Raw genomic sequence first — 18,477 nt, 5'->3', positions numbered from 1 at the left:
GAAACTTTGTTCGATCGAGCGCCCGTTGTCCGGTTCTCGCCCGGGCGGGCGCTCGCGACGCCGGTGCGGACGGCGCGGGGTGCTACTCCTGCGGTGCGGGGGAGCCGCCCTGGCCGGGGCGGCGGATGCGGATGCGGCCGGACATCAGGTCGTCCCGGCCCGAGTCGCCCGCCTGGAGCATGTCGTCGTGCTTCATCGTGCGCTGACGCTCCTGCTCCTCCTGCTTGACCTTCTTGGAGCCCTCGAAGGCGGAGGCCAGGTCCTCGAACAGGCCGCCGCCCATGCCCGCGCCGGTCTCGCCGTCCCCGCGGATGGCGCCCATCAGCGACGACCTCCCGGTGCCCTCCTGAGGCCACTCGATGACCTCGGGCTCGGCCTGCTTGGCCGTCGTGCCCATGGGACGGCCCTTGACGCGCTTACGGCGACGGAACGGTGACTTCACACTCAACTCCAACGCGACGAGCTTCCAGAAAGATCCCCGCCGTCCGGCCGATGGCGCCGGCCGCCCGCCGGGGAGGGAGCCGGTGTGCCTCCCGTCCTCCGGAGACCTGCCCACCGTGATCGTCCGGCTACCGTCCGGGTGGGCGGGCCCGGGATCAGCACACGATAGCCGTTCGCCGGCGCGCGCCGGCGACTCCCGCAGGGCGTCGCTGGCTCGGTTGGGGGCCTCCGGGGCGGTAGCCTGCGGGGCGTGCGTCTCTCCCAAGTCATCGCCGTCCTGGACGATCTGTACCCGCCCGCCTGGGCGGAGTCCTGGGACGCCGTCGGGCTCGTCTGCGGTGACCCGGACCAGGAGGTCCGCCGCGTCCTGCTCGCCGTCGACCCGGTGGCCGCCGTCGTGGACGAGGCCCTGGAGTGGGACGCCGACCTGATCGTCACCCACCATCCGCTGCTGCTGCGCGGGGTGCACGGCGTCCCGGCGAACACGCCCAAGGGCCGCCTGGTGCACCGGTTGATCAAGAACGACGTCGCGCTGTTCACCGCGCACACCAACGCCGACGTCGCCGTCCCGGGCGTGTCGGACGCGCTCGCCCGCGCCGTCGGCGTGACCGGGGAGCTGCGCCCGATCGTCCCGTCCGCCGAGGACCCGCGCCGCGGCCTCGGCCGGATCGGCGAGCTGCTGGAGGCGATCACCCTGGAGGAGTTCACCGCCAGGGTCGCCGCCGGGCTGCCCGCCACCGTCTGGGGCGTCCGCGCCGCGGGCGACCCCGGACGCCCCGTCCGCACCGTCGCGGTCTGCGGCGGCGCGGGCGACTCGCTGCTGACCGACGTCCGCGCGGCGGACGTCGACGTGTACCTCACCGCCGACCTGCGGCACCATCCCGCGTCGGAGTTCGTCGAGGCCGGGGGCCCGGCGCTGCTGGACGCGGCGCACTGGGCCACCGAGCACCCGTGGCTGGCCGGCGCCGCCGCGGCGCTGACCGGCGAGCTCGGCGTGACGACCCGCGTGTCCATGGCGGTCACCGACGCTTGGCGCCTGCACGGTGCCAACAACGAAGGAGTGAAGTGAAAGCCGCACCGCAAGCCCAGCAGCGCCTGATCGACCTGCAGGAGCTCGACACCTCGCTCGACCGGCTGGCGCACCGCCGCCGCACGCTGCCGGAGCTCGCCGAGATCGAGCGGCTGGACGGCCGCCGCACCGAGCTGCGCGACCAGATCGTCGCCGCCGAGACCGAACTCGGCGACCTGGAGCGCGAGCAGAAGAAGGCCGAGCAGGACGTCGAGCAGGTCCGCACCCGCGCCGACCGCGACCAGAAGCGCCTCGACTCCGGCATGGTCACCTCCGCCAAGGACCTGGCGTCCCTGCAGGCCGAGATCGAGTCCCTGGGCCGCCGCCAGTCCGCCCTGGAGGACATCGTCCTGGAGGTCATGGAGCGCCGCGAGGAGGCCGAGGCCAAGGTCAACGACCTGCGCGCCGAGGCCGAGAAGTCCGCCTCCGACCTCGCCACCCTGAACGAGCGCCTCGGCGCCGAGCAGGCCAGGATCGACGAGGAGGCCGGGCTCACCACCACGGCCCGCGCGGGCGTGGCGAGCGACGTCCCGGACGAGCTGGTCGCCCTCTACGAGAAGCTGCGCGGCCAGTTCGGCGGCGTCGGCGCGGCCGTCCTGTACCGGGGCTCCTGCCAGGGCTGCCACCTCGCGCTCAACACCGTCGACCTGAACCGCATCCGCGCCGCGGCCGACGACGACGTCCTGCGCTGCGAGGAGTGCCGCCGCATCCTCGTCCGCACCGCCGAGTCCGGCCTGTGACGCGGGACGCCCGGTGACGGCCGGACGCAGGCTCGTCGTCGAGGCGGACGGCGGGTCACGGGGCAACCCGGGGCCCGCCGGCTACGGCGCGGTCGTCAAGGACGCCCTGACCGGCGAGGTGCTCGCCGAGGCCGCCGAGGCCATCGGCCTGGCCACCAACAACGTCGCCGAGTACCGGGGCCTGATCGCCGGGCTCACCGCCGCCGCCGACCTCGACCCGGACGCCCGGGTCGAGGTCCGGATGGACTCCAAGCTGGTCGTCGAGCAGATGTCCGGCCGCTGGAAGATCAAGCACCCGGACATGCGCCCGCTGGCCGAGCGCGCCCGCGAGGTCGCCTCCGGCCTCGGCTCGGTCTTCTACGAGTGGATCCCGCGCGCCCGGAACTCCCACGCCGACCGCCTCGCGAACGAGGCGATGGACGCCGCCGCGCGCGGCGAGGTGTGGCGGCCCCACGCCGAGGAGGAGCCCGCCCCCGCGGCCACCCCGGGCTGGTCGGCCCCCACGACCGCCCCGACCGGCACCCTCCTGCTCCGGCACGGCGAGACGGCGCTGTCCATCGACAAGCGGTTCGCCGGGGTCTCCGACGTCCCGCTGACCGAGCGCGGCCTCGCGCAGGCGCGCGCCGCCGCCCGGGCCGTGGGGGACGTCGAGGCGATCGTGACCTCGCCGCTCGACCGCTGCCGCGCCACGGCCGCCGAGGTCGCCGCCGTCACCGGCCTGGAGATCCGGGTCGAGGACGGCTTCCGCGAGACCGACTTCGGCGCCTGGGAGGGCCTCACCTTCCGCGAGGCGTCCGAAAGCGACCCCGACGCCCTCACCGCCTGGCTGGCCGACCCGTCCGTGGCCCCGCCCGGCGGCGAGAGCTTCGAGGCCGTCGCCCGGCGCGTCCGGACGGCCCTGGACAAGCTGAAGGTCCGCTACCGGCACCAGCGCGTCCTGGTGGTCTCGCACGTCACGCCGATCAAGCTGCTCGTCGCGGACGCCCTGGGCGCCCCGCTCTCGTCCCTGTACCGGATGCACCTGGACACCGCGTCCCTGAGCCGCGTCGACTGGTACGACGACGGCCCGGCGACCCTGCGCGCCTTCAACGACGTCCACCACCTCGACGCCTGACCCGTCCGGCGCGCTGAGCCGCCCTCCGAAACCGGTACCCTTGACCCACGGCGGACGAGCCGGCCGGACGGCCGCGTCGGGGCATCGCCCCGTCGAGGAAAGTCCGGGCTCCACAGGGCAGGGTGGTCGGTAACACCGACCCGGGGCGACCCGCGGGACAGTGCCACAGAAAGCAGACCGCCACCGCGAGGTGGTAAGGGTGAAACGGTGAGGTAAGAGCTCACCGGCGCCCACGGTGACGTGGGCGGCCAGGTAAACCCCACCCGGAGCAAGGTCAAGAAGGGAAGCGACGCTTCCCGCGCAGGCGTTCGAGGGCGGCCCGCCCGAGGCCTGCGGGTAGACCGCTGGAGGCCGCCGGCAACGGCGGCCCGAGATGGATGGCCGTCACCGCCCCGCAAGGGACGGCACAGAACCCGGCTTACAGGCCGACTCGTCCGCCCCACCCCCTCCCACCTGCGGCGTGTCCGCGCTTTGGGTGTTGCGCGTCCATCACGGTCATGCTACCTACAGTGAATGATCAAGCACCGTCGGTGATGTCGATCTGGGTGGAGCTCCTGCGATGACCCAACGATGGCTCGTTCATCTCCTGGTGGGGGCGCTCTGCGGAGTGGTCCCGGTGGTGGCGGCCGCGTCCCCGGCCGCCGCCGCGACCGTGATCAACGTCGCGACCACCGGGAACGACGCGTCGGGATGCGGCTCCACGGCCGCGCCGTGCGCGTCGGTCCCGTTCGCCTACGGCGAGGCGGCCTCCGGGGACACCATCAGGGTGCGGGCGGGCACCTACGTCATGACCACCCCGTTGATCATCCGGAAGGCCGACCTGCGCTTCGAGGGCGCCCAGGCCGGTGTGGACGCCCGCACCCGCGCGTCCGGTGGCGCGGACGAGACGGTCATCACGACCCTGCCCACCACCCCGATCCGGTACGACCTGTGGGTCGCGCAGGCCAACGGGATCTCGGTCGACGGGTTCACCTTCACCGGCAACGCCGACGGCGCGGGACTGACCACCGGCGAGGGCTTCAGCGGCTACCGGGTCGAGAACGACGTCTTCTCGAACAACCTCAAGGGGTTCGCCCCGTCCTCCAACGGCGCGACGGCCTCGGTCTTCCGGCGGAACCTGTTCGTCGACAACAACAACGTCACGCTCCATCCCGGACAGGAGGGGAACGGCGTCTTCACCTACCGGCCGCTGAGGAACGCGACGTTCACGGACAGCACGTTCCACGGCAACGGCAACTCGCCGATCAACATCTCCGGGGGCGAGGTCGCCGGGGGGACCGGTGACATCACCATCGCCGACAACGACATGGACGGCGAGTTCCCGGTCACGTTGGTCGCCCTCTCGGACGTCGTCGTCACCCGGAACAGCATGGTCGGCGGCTGGAGCGGCGTCCAGGTGTCCGGCGCCTGCCACCGCGTCTCGATCACGCACAACACGATCGCCGACAAGACCCGCGGCGGCGTCCTGCTCTTCACCGGGTTCGCCGCGTTCACCAACACCGGCATCAGCATCGAGGACAACACGATCGAGCGGACCGCGACGGTCCCCGGCCGCTACGGCGTGGAGATCTCCAACTCCAGCGGCGTCACCGTGCGGAACAACCTCATCACCGACTCCGGCTACGGGGCCATCGGCTTCACCCCGCGCGGGCAGGCGACGCGCAGCACCGACGCCACGATCACGCAGAACACCATCGCCGGGTCCGGGAGCGCCGGAATCCTCGTCGCGGACGGCACCTACAGCGGGCCGATGACGGTCCGGTACAACCGGATCGTCGACAACGGCGACCGGCAGGGCCTGGTCAACGACGCCGCCGCCGCGAACATCGACGCGCGGCTCAACTGGTGGGCCTGCAACCACATGCCGGACGGCTCGGGCTGCGATCACGTGTCCGGGTCGGCGGGCGGCCAGGCCGACTACCGGCCCTGGCTGGTCCTGACGATCCGCTCCGTGCCCGCCGACATCGCCGCCGGTCAGCAGGCCCAGATCACCGCCAGCCTCCGGAACGACTCCGACGGCGGCGCACCGGGTGGCCCGTTCTTCCGGCCGGTGACGACCCACTTCGCCGCCGATCCGGGCAGCGTCGATCCCGGTCAGGTGTTCACCGACGCGTCGCTGCACGCTACCACCACCTGGCCCGGCGGCCAGCCGCGGCCCGAGGCGATCTGCGCCACGATCGACCACCAGACCGTCTGCCTGGACTTCGAGCCCGTGCCGGAGGAGGGCTCGATCACCTTGGGCAAGCGCGTCGAGACGGCCGGCCCGTACAAGCCCGGGATGGACGTGCGGTACTCCTACACCGTCACCAACACCGGCAACACCGAGCTTCACGACGTGCGGGTCAGGGACGACCGGATCAGAGACGTCACCTGCGAGGAGACCACGCTGGCGCCCGGGGCCGACACCACCTGCCAGGGCACGTACAGGATCACCGCCTGGTGCCAGACCGCCTGGGCGGACGATGACGCCAAGGGCTGGACGGGCGGTACAGGAAAAGGACGGGCGGTCGGCGGTGGCCGGGGCTGGGTGGACGGCGACGGCAAGGGCTGCGTGGTCACCAACGTGGCCGTGGCGTCGGGAACCGACGCGCAGGGCCGCCAGGTGGCCAGCGACCCCGCTCGCGTGACCATTCACGTCAGCAAGCCTCCGCACAAGCTGCCTCCGCACCACAAGCGGCCTCCGTGGAGGCACAGGTGCAAGCCGTGCAACTGGACGCCTCGCAAGTGTGCGCCGCGCAACTGCCCGTCCCATGCGAGGGCGTCGCACACATGGGCGTCGCGCAGAGGGGTGTCGAACGCGCGGCCGGGGCGCAACGAGCCGCCGCGCGAGGAGGCGCCCCATGAGGCGGCTAGTCGCGAGGAGTCGCCCGACGGCCAGGAAGGGTTCTGACGCCGGGCAGGGAACCTGGCGACCCGGAATGACCGGCAAGTCCTGGAGCCCTGTTCGGTAGGCCGTTCTCACGCGCCCCGCTCCGAAGGTCGGAGTGGGGCGCGAGCGCGTGCGGCGGCCCGCCTAGTCGGGGTCGCCGTCCCAGGTCCAGTGGGGGACCTCGCGGAGGGGGTGGAGGTCGGCGTCGGTCTCGGCGTGGGAGTTCTGCTGGGCGACCCGGGTGCCGAAGTCGACGTGTTCGCGGAAGGCCCGCCGGAAGGGTTCGTCCTTGGGGAGGCCGGCCTCGTCGAGGGCCTCCAGGTACAGGTCGGCGAAGCGCTGCCGCTGCTCGTCGGTGATGCGCAGGCCGCGGTGGACGCGGATCATGTAGTCGAAGCCGAGCTCACGGGTGAAACGGTCCGGGCCGCCGAAGCTCTCGGCGGTGAACAGGGTCAGGTTGGGCACGTGGGTCGGGACGCGCTCGGGGAACAGCGGGCGCAGGACGGGGTCGGCGAGGGCCTTGGTGTAGAAGGCCTCTTCCAGGCGATGCAGGGCCTCGTCGCCGCCCGCGTGCTCATAGAGGCTGGTCACGGGCATGGACCTCCGGATCTCGAGGACGTCGGCAGTGCCGAGGGTAGGCCTGCGCGGGAGTGCTGGGAAGGCCCGTTCCGCGTGGGTTCCGTGACTCAGGAGGATCGGGTCATGCGACACAGAGCGGGACGGACGGGCCGCTTACCGTCCGAAGTACGCAGCCGGATCTGTTGGGAGATCGGCGAGGCGGCGGGACCCGGAGGACGGGACCCGCGGAGAGGGGCGCTGATGATCATCGTGCTGGTGGCCTTGGTCGCGCTTTTCCCGCTGCTGATGGCGCTGCTCTACCTGGTGGAGTTCGCCCGCGAGAGCCGGCGGGACGCGCTGTTCGGCCCGGCGGACAGCCGGAGCGCCCGGCGGGCCCGCCGGGTGACCGGAATGTACGTCCGGGGCGCCGTGGACCCGTACGCCCAGGAATCCGGAACCCCGTACGCCCGCGGTGGCGATGAGGAGTTGGTGGGTCGCTGACCGACGGGGGGCCGGGCCGCCCCTCTCGCCCGGGGGCGGCCCACGGCCCGTCTCAGACGGACGTGCGGTCGTCCGGCCCGTCTCAGACCGGCGTGCGGTCGTCGCGGACCGGGCCGAACGTTCCGGACGCGCGGTCCAGGACGTGCACGTCGGCCGTCTCGAGGTCGAGGTACAGGCCGACCAGGGTGAGCTCGCCCGAGTCGACCAGGGCCCGCAGCCAGGGATAGCTCTCCAGGTTCTCCAGCTGCTGGACGACGTTGAGCTGGCACAGCCGGGTCATCGGGGACTGGTCCGGGACGGGTTCGGACGCGACGAACCGGGCGAGGCTGGGCTTGGCGTGCTGGATCCACCGGGTGAGGGAGGGCAGGTGCTCGATCTCCTCGCCACCGGCCAGCAGCGCCGCCATCGCGCCGCAGTTGGAATGGCCGCAGACGGTGATCGTCCGGATGCCGAGGACGTTCAGGGCGTACTCGACGGTCGCGGCGACCGAGTCGTCCGGGGGGACGGAGCCGTGCCGCGGCACCATGTTCCCGACGTTCCGGTTGATGAACAGGTCGCCGGGGCCGGACGCGGTGATGATGTTCGGCACCACGCGCGAGTCCACGCAGGTGATGAACAGGTGCTCGGGCTTCTGCTCGAAGGCGAGCTCGGACATGATCGGACGGACCAGGCGGGCGGTCCGCCCCTGGTACTCGCGGATCCCGGACAGCAGAAGGTCGCTGGGCGTCCTCCCGGACGCCTCCGGGACGCTCCCCGGACGGCGTCGGCGGTTCGCCCAGGGGGCCCACCAGCGGGAACCCGGGGGAGACTTGCGCTGACCAGACAAATCACCTGTCACGGCTCTTTCATACCAAGACTCATGAATCTCGTCGATGTCGACCCTGCCCCCGAGCCGTTCGTGGGCCTGCCGCCAGTGGTGGACGGTCTCGAACGCCGCATGGTCCATGAAGTCGACGTTCAGGTCCAGGTCGACCCCCGCGCCCGGCGGGACGGCCGCCAGCGCCCGGGACAGTCGCGGCACCCCGAGGAACGTGAGTGTCCCCTCCACGACGACGTGCCAGGTGGGCTCGCCGGGCCGGTCGTCCGCGCTCGGCACCGCCTCCTCGACCCGGACGGTCAGCCGCGTGAGCCGCCGCAGCGCCAGCACCCCCGCCACCGCCATCCCGATCAGGACGCCCTCGCCCAGCCCCAGCAGGAGCACGCCCGCCGCCGTCGCCAGGTGGACGGGGACCTCCCGGTGGTCCCGCAGGTCGTGCAGCCTGGTCCGGTCCACCAGCCGGAACCCGAGCACCACCAGCAGCCCCGCCAGCGCCGACAGAGGGATCCGCTCGATCAGCGCCGCGCAGGTCACCGCCCCGGCCAGGATCCAGACCCCCTGCAGGACGGTCGACGCCCGCGTCCGCGCGCCCGCCTCGACGTTGAGGACGCTCCGGCCGATCACCCCCGTGACCGGCAGCCCGCCGAGCAGCCCCGACACCGCGTTCGCCGCGCCCTGCCCGAGCAGCTCCCGGTCCAGGTCGGCGCGCGGCGTCCCATCGGGTCGCCGCCGCTCCAGGGCGACCGCGCACAGCAGTGACTCGACGGCCGCGACCATCGCGACGGCCGCGACCGCGCCGACGATCTCGTGCACCGGCGCGTCCGGCAGGACCGGCGGACGCCACCCGCCGAACAGCCGGTCCGGCATGTCCACGTGCGGAACGTTCCAGCCGAGCGCCCACGTCCCGGCCGAGGCGAGCACCACCGCGGGAACCGCCGCGGGCGCCCGCAACACCGCCGTGAACCCCCGCAGGACGGCCGCGGGCACTCGCGGGACGCTCGCGGGCACCCGCGACGGCGCCGCCGCAGGCCCCCGCAGAAGGGCCACGAGCGCCTCCAGTGGCAGCGTGGACCTCCGGTCTCGGGTCCGGCGCTGACGACCCGCGTACGTCCACAGGAGCAGGACGGCGATCGTTCCCAGCGCCACCGCCGTCGAGGGGCCGTGCGCGCGCGTGAGCTGGCCTGGCAGCTCGATCAGGTTCTCGGTCGCCGACGCCTGCGGCCGTCCGCCGAGCATGATGTGCAGCTGGGACAGGACGAGGGTCAGCCCGACCCCCGCGAGCATCCCGTGGACGACCGCGGGGGAGACGGCCAGCGCCGCGCGCGCGACCCGCGCCGCGCCCAGCGCGATCTGGAGCAGGCCCGCGAGCAGGGTGACGCCGCAGGCCGCCCGCCACCCGTACGCGTGGGCGGTCTCGGCGACGATCACCGCGAGCCCGGCGGCGGGCCCGCTGACCCGCAGCGGCGACCCGCCCGCCAGCCCACCGACGACGCCACCGACGACCGCGGCGATCAGGCCCGCCGCCACCGGGGCCCCGGACGCGACCGCGATGCCCAGCGACAGGGGGACGGCGACCAGGAACACCACGAACGACGCGGCCACGTCATGACGGAGAAGGGAAACGGTACGTGAAGAATCAGTCACGCTCCGCATTCAAACAGTCGGGGTCCGGTCACGCTCCAGAATCCATGAACCCCTCCCACAGACGACCTGGCAGACGAACCGGCAGGTGAGCCGCAAAGCGAACGAGCCGCACAAGTGGCAAGCCGCACGGCAACGGGCCGCACAAGCGAAGTGGCCGCCCCCGGGGAACCGGGGACGGCCACTTCGGCGGAACGGATCAGCGACGGTAGTCGCGGTGGTTCTGCCAGTCGTCCTGCTGCTGGGGCGGCTGCTGGTCCTGGTTGTTGCCGCCGTAGGACGGGTTGCCGTAGGAGCCGTTGCCGCCACCGGACTCGTTGCCGGGGAAGTAGCCCGACCCGTACGCCTGGGTGGCGTTCGGGTCGAAGGACCCGGCCGGACGCGGCCCCGTGTCGTGCGACGGGAGCGGGTCGCTGCCGCCGTAGCCGTTGCCGCCGAAGTCGCCGTACCGGCCCGGTTCCCCGGTCGAGCCGGTCGCGGACTGGCCGCCGGGCGCGCCCAGGCCGCCGCCGAACGAGTCGCGGCTCGAGGCCAGCGGGTCGTCGTAGCGCGCGGACGAGTCGTTGTACGCGGAGTCGTTGTAGGTCGGCGCGGCCTGGTAGCCGCCGGTCGACTGGCCGCCCGAGGACGAGCCCGACGGGCCGTTCGAGCCGCTGAACGGCGGCGCGCCGAGCGGGTCGCTCAGCGGGTCGCCCATCGAGTTGCCGAACGGCTTGTCCGCGCCGATCCCCGACCCGGACGGGTCCGGGGTCGTGCGCTGCCGGTCGCTCTGGATGCGCTGGAGCAGCTCGTCCACGGTCGGGAGCTTGCCCTCGCCGGTGTCGTCGCCGGACGCGCCCGAGGCGGCGGGCTGCGGGGCCGCGGGCGGCGGGGGAGCGGCCGGAGTGCTCCAGCCGCCGGTGCCCGAGTCGGCCGCGGGCGACCGGTACCCGGAGGTGTCCTCGCCGAGGCCGCCGCCGAGCGGAAGGCCCAGCGGGTCCGCGCCGGACGCCGCCGCCGGACGGTCGTAGCCGTCCCCGGACGATCCTCCGCGCGTGTTCAGCGGGTCGTTCCCGTACGGCTCGTTCCCATAGGACTCGTTCCCGTACGACGACGGAAGCTCGCCCGTGTTGCCGTACGCGGGCTGCTGGGGCTCGGCGGAGGTGCCGTACGACGGGTCGCCGGACGTGCCGAACTGCCCGAAACCGGAACCGTCGTTCTGCCCGAAGCCGCCGCCGTCGCCTTGCCCGAAACCGGATCCGTCGCCGAAGCCGGAGCCGGACGACGACGCCTCACCGTAAACGTGCTGGTCGGGCGGCACGGAGCCGCCGGAGCCGAACGCGGGGTGCTCGCCCGTCGGCCCGTACGGGGACTGCGGCCCGCCCTGGTCGATCACCGGCAGCGGGTCGTGCGCGGTGGCGGACGGGTCGGCGCCGAACGGGCCGGACTGCGGGTCGTTCGACAGCCCGTTGCCGCCCTGGGCGAACGGCGACGGGATCCCCTGCGGGCCGGTGCCCGCCGGACCGCCGCCGAATCCGGCGTCCCCGCCGAGCGTGGCGGTCATCGCCGGGTCGCCGACCATGCCCGGGTCGCCGTACTGCTGGTCACCGAACTGATCACCGGGACCACCGGGACCGCCGGGTCCGCCCGGACCACCGGGACCGCCCGGGGCGCCGCCCGGGTGCTGTCCGCCGGTGGCGTGCAGCGGGTCGCCGGACGGGTCGGAGCCGTCCATGTCGTCCCGCTTGTCGTGCTGCCAGGGGAACTTCGGCTTGTCGAAGGTGATGGTCGCCCAGTAGTCGTCGTCGCCCATCTCGTCGCCGTGCCCGGACGGCGGCGGAGGGGGCGGGGAGGGCGCGGCCACCGGTTGCGGCGGCGGGGCCTGCTGCGTCTGGGAGGCGGGCCCGCCGAGCCCGCCCGGAGCGCCGGGGCCGCCGAACTGGTCGCCGGGGCCGCCCGGCCCTCCCGGGCCGCTGGGAACGGCGAACGGGTCGGGGACGGCGTTCGGCCCGCCGACGAATCCCTGACCCGCGGAACCCGGGCCACCCGGACCGGCGAGAGCGCCGGGGGCCGGGGGCATCTGCCCGCCGGTGGGGGCGGCCATCGGGGACGGACCCGCGACCGGGACGTCTCCGCCGGGACCGGCCACACGGCGGTCGAAGCCGGGCTCGAAGCCCTGCTCGAACCCCTGGTCGGCGCCGTCGAAGCCCTGGTCGTATCCGTCGTCGTAACCGCCGGGCTGGGGCTCGGGCGCACGCCGGCGACCCCGTCCGCGGTCGCGCGGCCGCTCGTCCTCGGCCGTCCAGTTGTCGTCGGCGTCCCCGCCGTCGCCCCGGGCCCGCAGGCCCAGGACCACCAGGACGACCACCAGGACCACGACCAGCACGAGGCCGAAGACCACGATTGTAGAAGTCATGCCACCACCCATTGTCTTGGCCCGGCGAGAGTCGCCAGCGCGGACCGCGGGTCGGTCCCGATCATCGTGCGCGGTCGGTACCCGGCGGACCTCAACCGATTCTGTCCGACCGCTATGACCGTTGTCACACCTTTCGCGCACATAATCCCTCACCCGATGCGTTCCGAACGGCCGATTCGGGCCGTCCGGTACGCCCCTGTCCTCCGGTCCCCTCGGGGTCCGTACTCCTCAGTACGGTTCCGGCGACCCGAAGGTCTCCGGGGGAACGCGTCTACTTGTCGCCGAAGTTCCCGGTGATCCTGCCCCGCCCGACGGTGTGCTTGGCGATGTCGCCCAGCGCGTCCTTCAGCGTGGCCCCGTTCGTGAAGGGAACCCTGGTGTCCAGCGCGTAGACGGTGAACCGGTACCGGTGCCGCTCGCCCTTCGGCGGACACGGCGCGGTGTAGCCCACCTTCTTCGCGGTGTTGCGCGCCTCGACCATCGTGCCGAGCCGTCCTCCTTCGACGAGCTCGTGCTGCGCCTGGTCGATCCCGGCGACCACCCAGTGCACGTACGTGCCGCCGGTGGCGTCCGGGTCGTCCACCACGATCGCATAGGACTGGGCGTTCCGGACGCCGCCCGCCGACCAGCGCAGTGGCGGGGTCCTGCCCAGCGCGGCGGAACCAGAGTACGTCGCGCAGGCGTACCGCGCGGGCAAGTCGCCGCCATCCCGGAACACGGGGCTGGTCACGGTGAACCACTCCGCGAGCTCGGCGCTCTTGTTCTGGGGCTGCCCGATGAGCCCGCACCCCGACAGGCCGGCGGCCAGCGCCGTCACCGCCGCGGCGACGGCCGCGGCACGCCGTCCACGCCGGTGGCCCGCGGCGCGTGATCCGGCTCTCATGTCCGGACGGACCGGCGCGTTCGCGTGGGGCCGTGCGTTGTCGCTCATGTGGCTGCGTCGGTTCGGAGAGATGCTGTTCATCGTCGATACGCTCCCGGGCGAGATGCTACGCCGCGCTCCACCGTTGTCCCCTCGTCTCGGCGGTGCGCGAGCCCAGGCCGCGCCCCCTTCCAGGTCCGCCCCAACCCTAGGGGTTCCGGCGGGGTGGATCGGGTCTTTCGACGCTCACGGGGACGGCGGCGCCCACGGCGGTCGCTGTGATCTCGCTCATGTGAGTTGAGTCCCATCGGTGCCCTAGAATGGTAAAGACGTGACGTGTTTCACGGCGTTACAACGCTCCAAGTTTCCCACTCCGGAAACAACTGACCTTCTTCAGCTTGTTAGCTCATCAAGGCAGGGCAAATCCGGAGGTAGCTTGTGAATACCTTCACAAGCACCAGTGAAACGAGGAGGCCGCGATGGCCAGGACCGCCGAGGGCACCCCTGGCGCTCCCCACATCCTGATCGTGGGCGGCGGCTACGTGGGCATGTACACCGCGCTGCGGCTTCAGAAGAAGCTCAAGCGCGAGCTCAAGCGGGGCGAGGTCAAGGTCACGATCGTCGACCCCAACTCGTACATGACCTACCAGCCGTTCCTTCCCGAGGCCGCGGCGGGGAACATCTCCCCGCGGCACGTCGTCGTCCCGCTGCGCCGGGTGCTCCCCAGGTGCACCGTGCGCAAGGCGCGGGTGACCGAGCTGAACCACGACGAGGGCTGGGCCATCGTGCAGCCGCTCGCCGGACCCCCGGAGCGGATCAACTACGACTACCTGGTGATGGCCGCCGGCGCCGTCCCCCGGATCCTGCCCATCCCCGGCCTGGCCGAGGAGGGCTTCAGCCTCAAGACCGTCGGTGAGGCCATCCACCTGCGCAACCACGTGCTGGAGCAGCTCGAGGTCGCCGAGTCGACCGACGAGGTGGAGATCCGCCGCAAGGCGCTGACCTTCGTGTTCGTCGGCGGCGGGTTCGCCGGTGTCGAGGCGATCGCCGAGGTCGAGGACATGGTCCGCGACGCGACCAGGTACATGCGGAAGATCACTCCGCAGGACCTCCGGTTCGTGCTGGTGGAGGCGTCCGACCGGATCCTTCCCGAGGTCGGGCCGGACATGGGCAAGTGGACGGCCGAGCAGCTGCGCGGCCGCGGCATCGACGTGAAGCTGAAGACCTTCCTCCAGTCGGCGGTCGGCGGCGAGATCGAGCTGTCGGACGGCAGCCGCTTCCCGTCCGGGACGCTGGTCTGGAACGCGGGCGTGAAGCCGTCGCCGGTCGTCAGGCATACCGACCTGCCGCTGGACGAGCGGGGCCGCATCAAGGGCACCGAGTACCTCACCATCGAGGGCATGGTGCGCGCGTTCACCGCGGGCGACAACGCCGCCATCCCGGACCTCACCCAGGAGGGCATGTTCTGCCCGCCGAACGCCCAGCACGCGCTGCGGCAGTCCAAGGTCCTGGCCGCGAACATCGTCCGCTCGCTGCGCGGCAAGTCGCTCAAGCCGTACGTCCACGGCAACCTCGGCGCCGTGGCCGGACTCGGCCTGCACAAGGGCGTCGCGAACCCGCTCGGGTTCAAGCTCAAGGGCTGGCCGGCCTGGTTCTTCCACCGGACCTACCACGGCCTGATGGTCCCGACCTTCAACCGGAAGATCCGCGTCCTGGCCGACTGGACGCTCGCGCTGTTCCTCAAGCGTGAGACCGTCTCGCTGGCCACCGTCGAGCAGCCGCGCGCCGACTTCGAACTGGCCGCGCTGGACGACGCCAAGCCCAAGCAGAAGGCCTCCTGACCGAGATCGTCACCGGTGACGGCGGACCCGTCCGCCTCCGGTGACGACGTCCCACGACACCCCCGGCACGCCGTACCGCGCCGGGGGTGTCGTCGTTTCAGGGACAATCGGGACGTGCGGATAGCGATTCTGGGGCCGGTCGAGGTCCGGCGCGGGGACGACCGGTCCGGGGGTGAGATCGTCGAGCTCGGCGGGGCGCGGCTGCGCGTCCTGCTGACCCGGCTCGCCCTGGAACCCGGTCGGACGATCCCGGCCGAGCGGCTGATCGGCGACCTCTGGGAGGACGATCCGCCCGCCGGGGCCCCCAACGCGCTCCAGTCCCTCGTCTCGCGGCTGCGCGCGGCGATCGGCCGGGAGGCGATCGAGTCGCGTCCGGGCGGCTACCGGCTCGCCGTCCCGCTCGAGGCCGTGGACGCGCACGAGTTCGAGGCCCGCGTCGCCGCCGCGCGCGATGTCCCGGACGCCCGGGCCCGCGCGTCCGCGCTTCGTGAGGCCCTGGCGCTCTGGCGCGGTTCCGCGCTCGAGGACGCCGCGCACCTGCCGTTCGCGTCCGCGCCGTCCGCCCGCCTGGACGAGCGGCGCCGCGCGGCCGTCGAGGATCGCGTCGAGGCCGATCTCGAGGCCGGACGCCACGGTGATCTCGTCCCTGAGCTGCAGGCGCTCGCCTCCGCCGATCCGCTTCGCGAGCCGCTGCGGGCGCTGCTGATCCGCGTGCTCTACGCGTCCGGGCGGCAGGCGGACGCGCTCGCCGAGTACGAGTCGCTGCGGACGGCCCTGGCGGACGGACTGGGCGTGGATCCGTCGCCGTCCCTGGAAGATCTCCACGTGGCCGTCCTGCGGCAGGATCCGTCCCTCCTCGCCGCCCGCGCCGCCGCGGCGTCCCCCGAGCGCGCGGTCGCCGCGTCCCCCGAGGAGGGGAGCGCGAGGTCCGAGACGCCTCCGGGGAACCTGCCTGCGCAGCTGACCAGCTTCATCGGACGCGACGAGGACCTGCGGCACGTCGGCGCGATGCTCTCCGGAGGACGGTTCGTCACGCTGACCGGTCCCGGCGGCGCGGGCAAGACGCGGCTGTCGCTGGAGGCGGGACGGCACGCGGCGCGCCTCGCGCCGGACGGGGTGTGGTTCGTGCCGCTCGCGTCCGTCACCGATCCGGGCGAGGTGCCGTCCGCCGTGCTCACGGCGATGGGGCTGCGCGAGGTGGCGCTGCTGTCGACCAAGTCCGGCTGGCTGACCGCGCCTGAGGGCACCGACCCCCTGGACCGGCTGGCCGGGGCGCTCGCGGGACGGCGCCCGCTGATCATCCTGGACAACTGCGAGCACCTGCTCGACGCGGCGGCGCGGCTCGCCGACCGGGTGCTGGCCGACTGTCCCGGCGCGCGGATCCTCGCGACCAGCCGCGAGCCGCTCGGCGTCACCGGCGAGGCCCTCTGGCCGGTCGAGCCGCTCGAACGGCCGCCGGTGAACGCGGACGCCGACCGCGCGGCCGGGTACCCCGCCGTCCGGCTGCTCACCGACCGCGCCGCGGCCGTCTCCCCGGGCTTCGCGGTGACCGGGGAGAACGTCGCCGACGCCGTCCGGATCTGCCGTGCCCTGGACGGCATGCCGCTCGCGATCGAACTCGCCGCGGCGCGGCTCCGCGCGCTCACCCTCGCGCAGGTCGCCGACCGCCTGGACGACCGTTTCCGGCTGCTGCGCGAGGGTAGCCGCACCGCCCTGCCCCGGCACCGGACGCTCCGCGCCGTCGTCGAGTGGAGCTGGGACCTCCTGGACACCCGCGAACGCGTGATCTGGCGCCGCCTCGCCGCCTTCCCCGGCGGCGCGGACCTGGACGCCGCCGAGGCCGTCTGCGCCGCCACGCCCGATACGTTCGCCACGCCCGGCGGGTCTGCCGCGTCCGGCGGGTCCAACGCGTCCGCTGCGTCAGCCGCGTCCGGCGGGTCTGCCGCGTCCGGCGGGTCTGCGGCGTCCGGCGGGGACGTGCTCGCCGGGGAAGTGCTCGTGGGGGACGTCCTGGACGTGTTGGCCGCGCTCGTGGACAAGTCGCTGGTCACGGTCGTCACCGGCGGGGCGGACGGCGTGCCGAGGTACCGGATGCTGGAGACGATCCGCGCGTACGGGCTGGAGCGGCTGGCCGAGGCGGGCGAGGAGGAGCGGGTCCGGCGCGCGCACGCCGAGTACTTCGCGGGACTCGCCGAGACCGCCGAGCCGCACCTCACCCGGGACGAGCAGGTCGTCTGGATCGCCCGGCTCAACGCCGAGCAGGACAACCTGCACGCCGCGCTGCGCTGGGCGCTCGACCGCGGGGACGCGCCGCTCGCGATCCGGTTCACCGCCGCGCTCGGCTGGTACTGGTTCCTGGGCGGACGGGTCAACGAGGCGATCGACAGCGTGGCCGCGCTCGCCGCCATGCCGGGCCTGCCGTCCGGGGAGGCGACGGCGCGCACGTTCGCGCTCGGCGCGATGGTCGTGTTCGACGGCTCGGCCCGCGAGGAAGCCGACGCGAACGGGTGGCTGCTGCGCGCCAAGGAGCTCGCGGAGCAGATCCCCGACGGCGAGGCGGTGCACCCGGTGCTGCGGATCATGACCGTCACGATGGGGATGTACGCGGAGGGCCTCAGCACGCGCGTGCTCGACGGGCTCACCCCGCTCGTGGACGACCCCGACCCGTGGGTCCGCGGCCTCGGCCGGTTCATCGCCGGTCACGTCGAGCTGAACTTCGGCCGGACCGACTCCGGGGAGCGGTACTTCGCCGCGGCGCAGGAGGCCTTCCGGGAGGCGGGCGACCGGTGGGGCCTGTCGTTCACCCTCACCGGGCAGGCCGAGCTGCTCGGACGGCGCGGCGAGCACCGCGAGGCGGTCCGGCTGTACGAGGAGGCCGTCCGGCTGAACGGGCGCCTCGGCGGCGGCCCGATGATCATGTTGCAGACCGAGATGCAGCTGGCCGTCCAGCACACGCTGCTCGGAGAGCTGGACCGGGCGGAGCGCATCCTGGCGGCGGCGCTGCGGGAGGTCGAGCGGACCGGGTCGATCGAGGGGACGGCCGCGATATACCACGCGTCCGCGCTGATAGCCCGTCGGCGCGGCGACCTCGCCGGGGCCGCCCGCCTGCTGGACCACGCGATCGAGACGACCGGGGGCTTCGCCGGGTCGCCGCAGTTCCAGGCGATGGTGCTGGTGGCCCGGGCCTTCTGCGACCTGGAGGTGGACGACCCGGACGCCGCCCGCCCTCGTCTGGACGACGCCCTGAGGCGGGCGTCCTCGGCCCCCGACTTCCCGATCGTCGCGACCGTCCTGTGCGGGCTGGCCGCCATGGCCCACCACGACGGCGACCCGGCCCGCGCCGCCGAGCTCCTCGGCCACGCGGAGGCGCTGCGCGGCGGGCCCGACCTCTCCCAGCCCGACGCGGTCGCCCTCGCCGGGACGCTGCGCGCCGAACTGGGCGACGCGTCCTTCGAGACGTCCTTCGCCCGTGGCCGCGCCCGCACCTTCGACGACCTCCTCGAAACCTACGACCTACCCGGGCCCAAGCCGTACGGCCCACTGGTTTCGAGCGGCCCACAACCGGCGTCCGGAGGCGGCTCACGACCGGCGTCCGGCTAGCCGGTGCGGCGCGAGAATCAGCCGCGGAG

Annotated in this window: 12 protein-coding genes and 1 other RNA gene; 8 read left to right on the top strand and 5 right to left on the bottom strand. The window is 73.3% G+C overall.

Going from position 1 to position 18,477, the window contains the following annotated elements:
* Positions 1 to 82 precede the first annotated feature (82 nt).
* Complete coding sequence (locus P696_RS0140665) at positions 83 to 442, bottom strand: DUF6191 domain-containing protein (protein WP_026416815.1); 360 nt, start codon at positions 440 to 442, stop codon at positions 83 to 85.
* 249 nt (positions 443 to 691) lie between these two features.
* Here P696_RS0140665 and P696_RS0140660 point away from each other — a divergent pair, with 249 nt between their 5' ends.
* From P696_RS0140660 to P696_RS0140645, 5 genes are all read left to right on the top strand, one after another.
* Entirely contained in the window at positions 692 to 1,510 is an 819-nt protein-coding gene (locus P696_RS0140660) for a Nif3-like dinuclear metal center hexameric protein (protein ID WP_026416814.1), read from the top strand.
* On the top strand, positions 1,507 to 2,250 hold the full coding sequence (locus P696_RS0140655; RefSeq protein ID WP_026416813.1) for a zinc ribbon domain-containing protein: 744 nt from the start codon (positions 1,507 to 1,509) through the stop codon (positions 2,248 to 2,250). Before P696_RS0140660 ends, P696_RS0140655 begins: the two co-directional genes overlap by 4 nt.
* A gap of 13 nt (positions 2,251 to 2,263) precedes the next feature.
* Entirely contained in the window at positions 2,264 to 3,364 is a 1,101-nt protein-coding gene (locus P696_RS0140650) for a bifunctional RNase H/acid phosphatase (protein WP_026416812.1), read from the top strand.
* A gap of 55 nt (positions 3,365 to 3,419) precedes the next feature.
* An RNA gene (rnpB, locus tag P696_RS53525) (RNase P RNA component class A) lies at positions 3,420 to 3,801 on the top strand.
* A gap of 122 nt (positions 3,802 to 3,923) precedes the next feature.
* Positions 3,924 to 6,254 carry a right-handed parallel beta-helix repeat-containing protein gene (locus tag P696_RS0140645; RefSeq protein WP_084339009.1) on the top strand — a complete coding sequence of 777 codons (2,331 nt, stop codon included), beginning with the start codon at positions 3,924 to 3,926 and terminating at the stop codon, positions 6,252 to 6,254.
* A gap of 123 nt (positions 6,255 to 6,377) precedes the next feature.
* On the opposite strand, the gene P696_RS0140640 is transcribed toward P696_RS0140645, so the two are convergent.
* Positions 6,378 to 6,824, bottom strand: a complete 447-nt coding sequence (locus P696_RS0140640; RefSeq protein ID WP_026416810.1) for a group II truncated hemoglobin — start codon at positions 6,822 to 6,824, stop codon at positions 6,378 to 6,380.
* 228 nt (positions 6,825 to 7,052) lie between these two features.
* On the opposite strand from P696_RS0140640, the gene P696_RS51525 reads away from it, so the two are divergent.
* Positions 7,053 to 7,292, top strand: coding sequence for a hypothetical protein (locus P696_RS51525; RefSeq protein ID WP_034489589.1), 240 nt, complete (start codon positions 7,053 to 7,055; stop codon positions 7,290 to 7,292).
* An 82-nt stretch (positions 7,293 to 7,374) separates the two neighbouring features.
* Here P696_RS51525 and P696_RS51520 read toward each other — a convergent pair whose 3' ends face one another.
* From P696_RS51520 to P696_RS51515, 3 genes are all read right to left on the bottom strand, one after another.
* Positions 7,375 to 9,711 (bottom strand): SulP family inorganic anion transporter, encoded by a 2,337-nt coding sequence (locus tag P696_RS51520; protein ID WP_245628006.1) that lies wholly within the window; start codon positions 9,709 to 9,711, stop codon positions 7,375 to 7,377.
* A gap of 238 nt (positions 9,712 to 9,949) precedes the next feature.
* Complete coding sequence (locus P696_RS58980; RefSeq protein WP_157430232.1) at positions 9,950 to 12,145, bottom strand: hypothetical protein; 2,196 nt, start codon at positions 12,143 to 12,145, stop codon at positions 9,950 to 9,952.
* Positions 12,146 to 12,416: 271 nt separating this feature from the next.
* Positions 12,417 to 13,028 (bottom strand): YbhB/YbcL family Raf kinase inhibitor-like protein, encoded by a 612-nt coding sequence (locus tag P696_RS51515; protein ID WP_034489735.1) that lies wholly within the window; start codon positions 13,026 to 13,028, stop codon positions 12,417 to 12,419.
* A gap of 458 nt (positions 13,029 to 13,486) precedes the next feature.
* On the opposite strand from P696_RS51515, the gene P696_RS0140615 reads away from it, so the two are divergent.
* Complete coding sequence (locus tag P696_RS0140615) at positions 13,487 to 14,848, top strand: NAD(P)/FAD-dependent oxidoreductase (RefSeq protein WP_026416808.1); 1,362 nt, start codon at positions 13,487 to 13,489, stop codon at positions 14,846 to 14,848.
* Positions 14,849 to 14,962: 114 nt separating this feature from the next.
* Entirely contained in the window at positions 14,963 to 18,448 is a 3,486-nt protein-coding gene (locus P696_RS51510; protein WP_064744320.1) for an AfsR/SARP family transcriptional regulator, read from the top strand.
* The last annotated feature ends 29 nt before the right edge of the window (positions 18,449 to 18,477 follow it).

The sequence above is a fragment of the Actinomadura oligospora ATCC 43269 genome (assembly GCF_000518265.1).
GTDB classification, from domain to species: domain Bacteria; phylum Actinomycetota; class Actinomycetes; order Streptosporangiales; family Streptosporangiaceae; genus Spirillospora; species Spirillospora oligospora.
The sequence above is the reverse complement of the archived record's forward strand: the minus strand, read 5'-3'. Positions and strand labels throughout refer to the sequence as shown.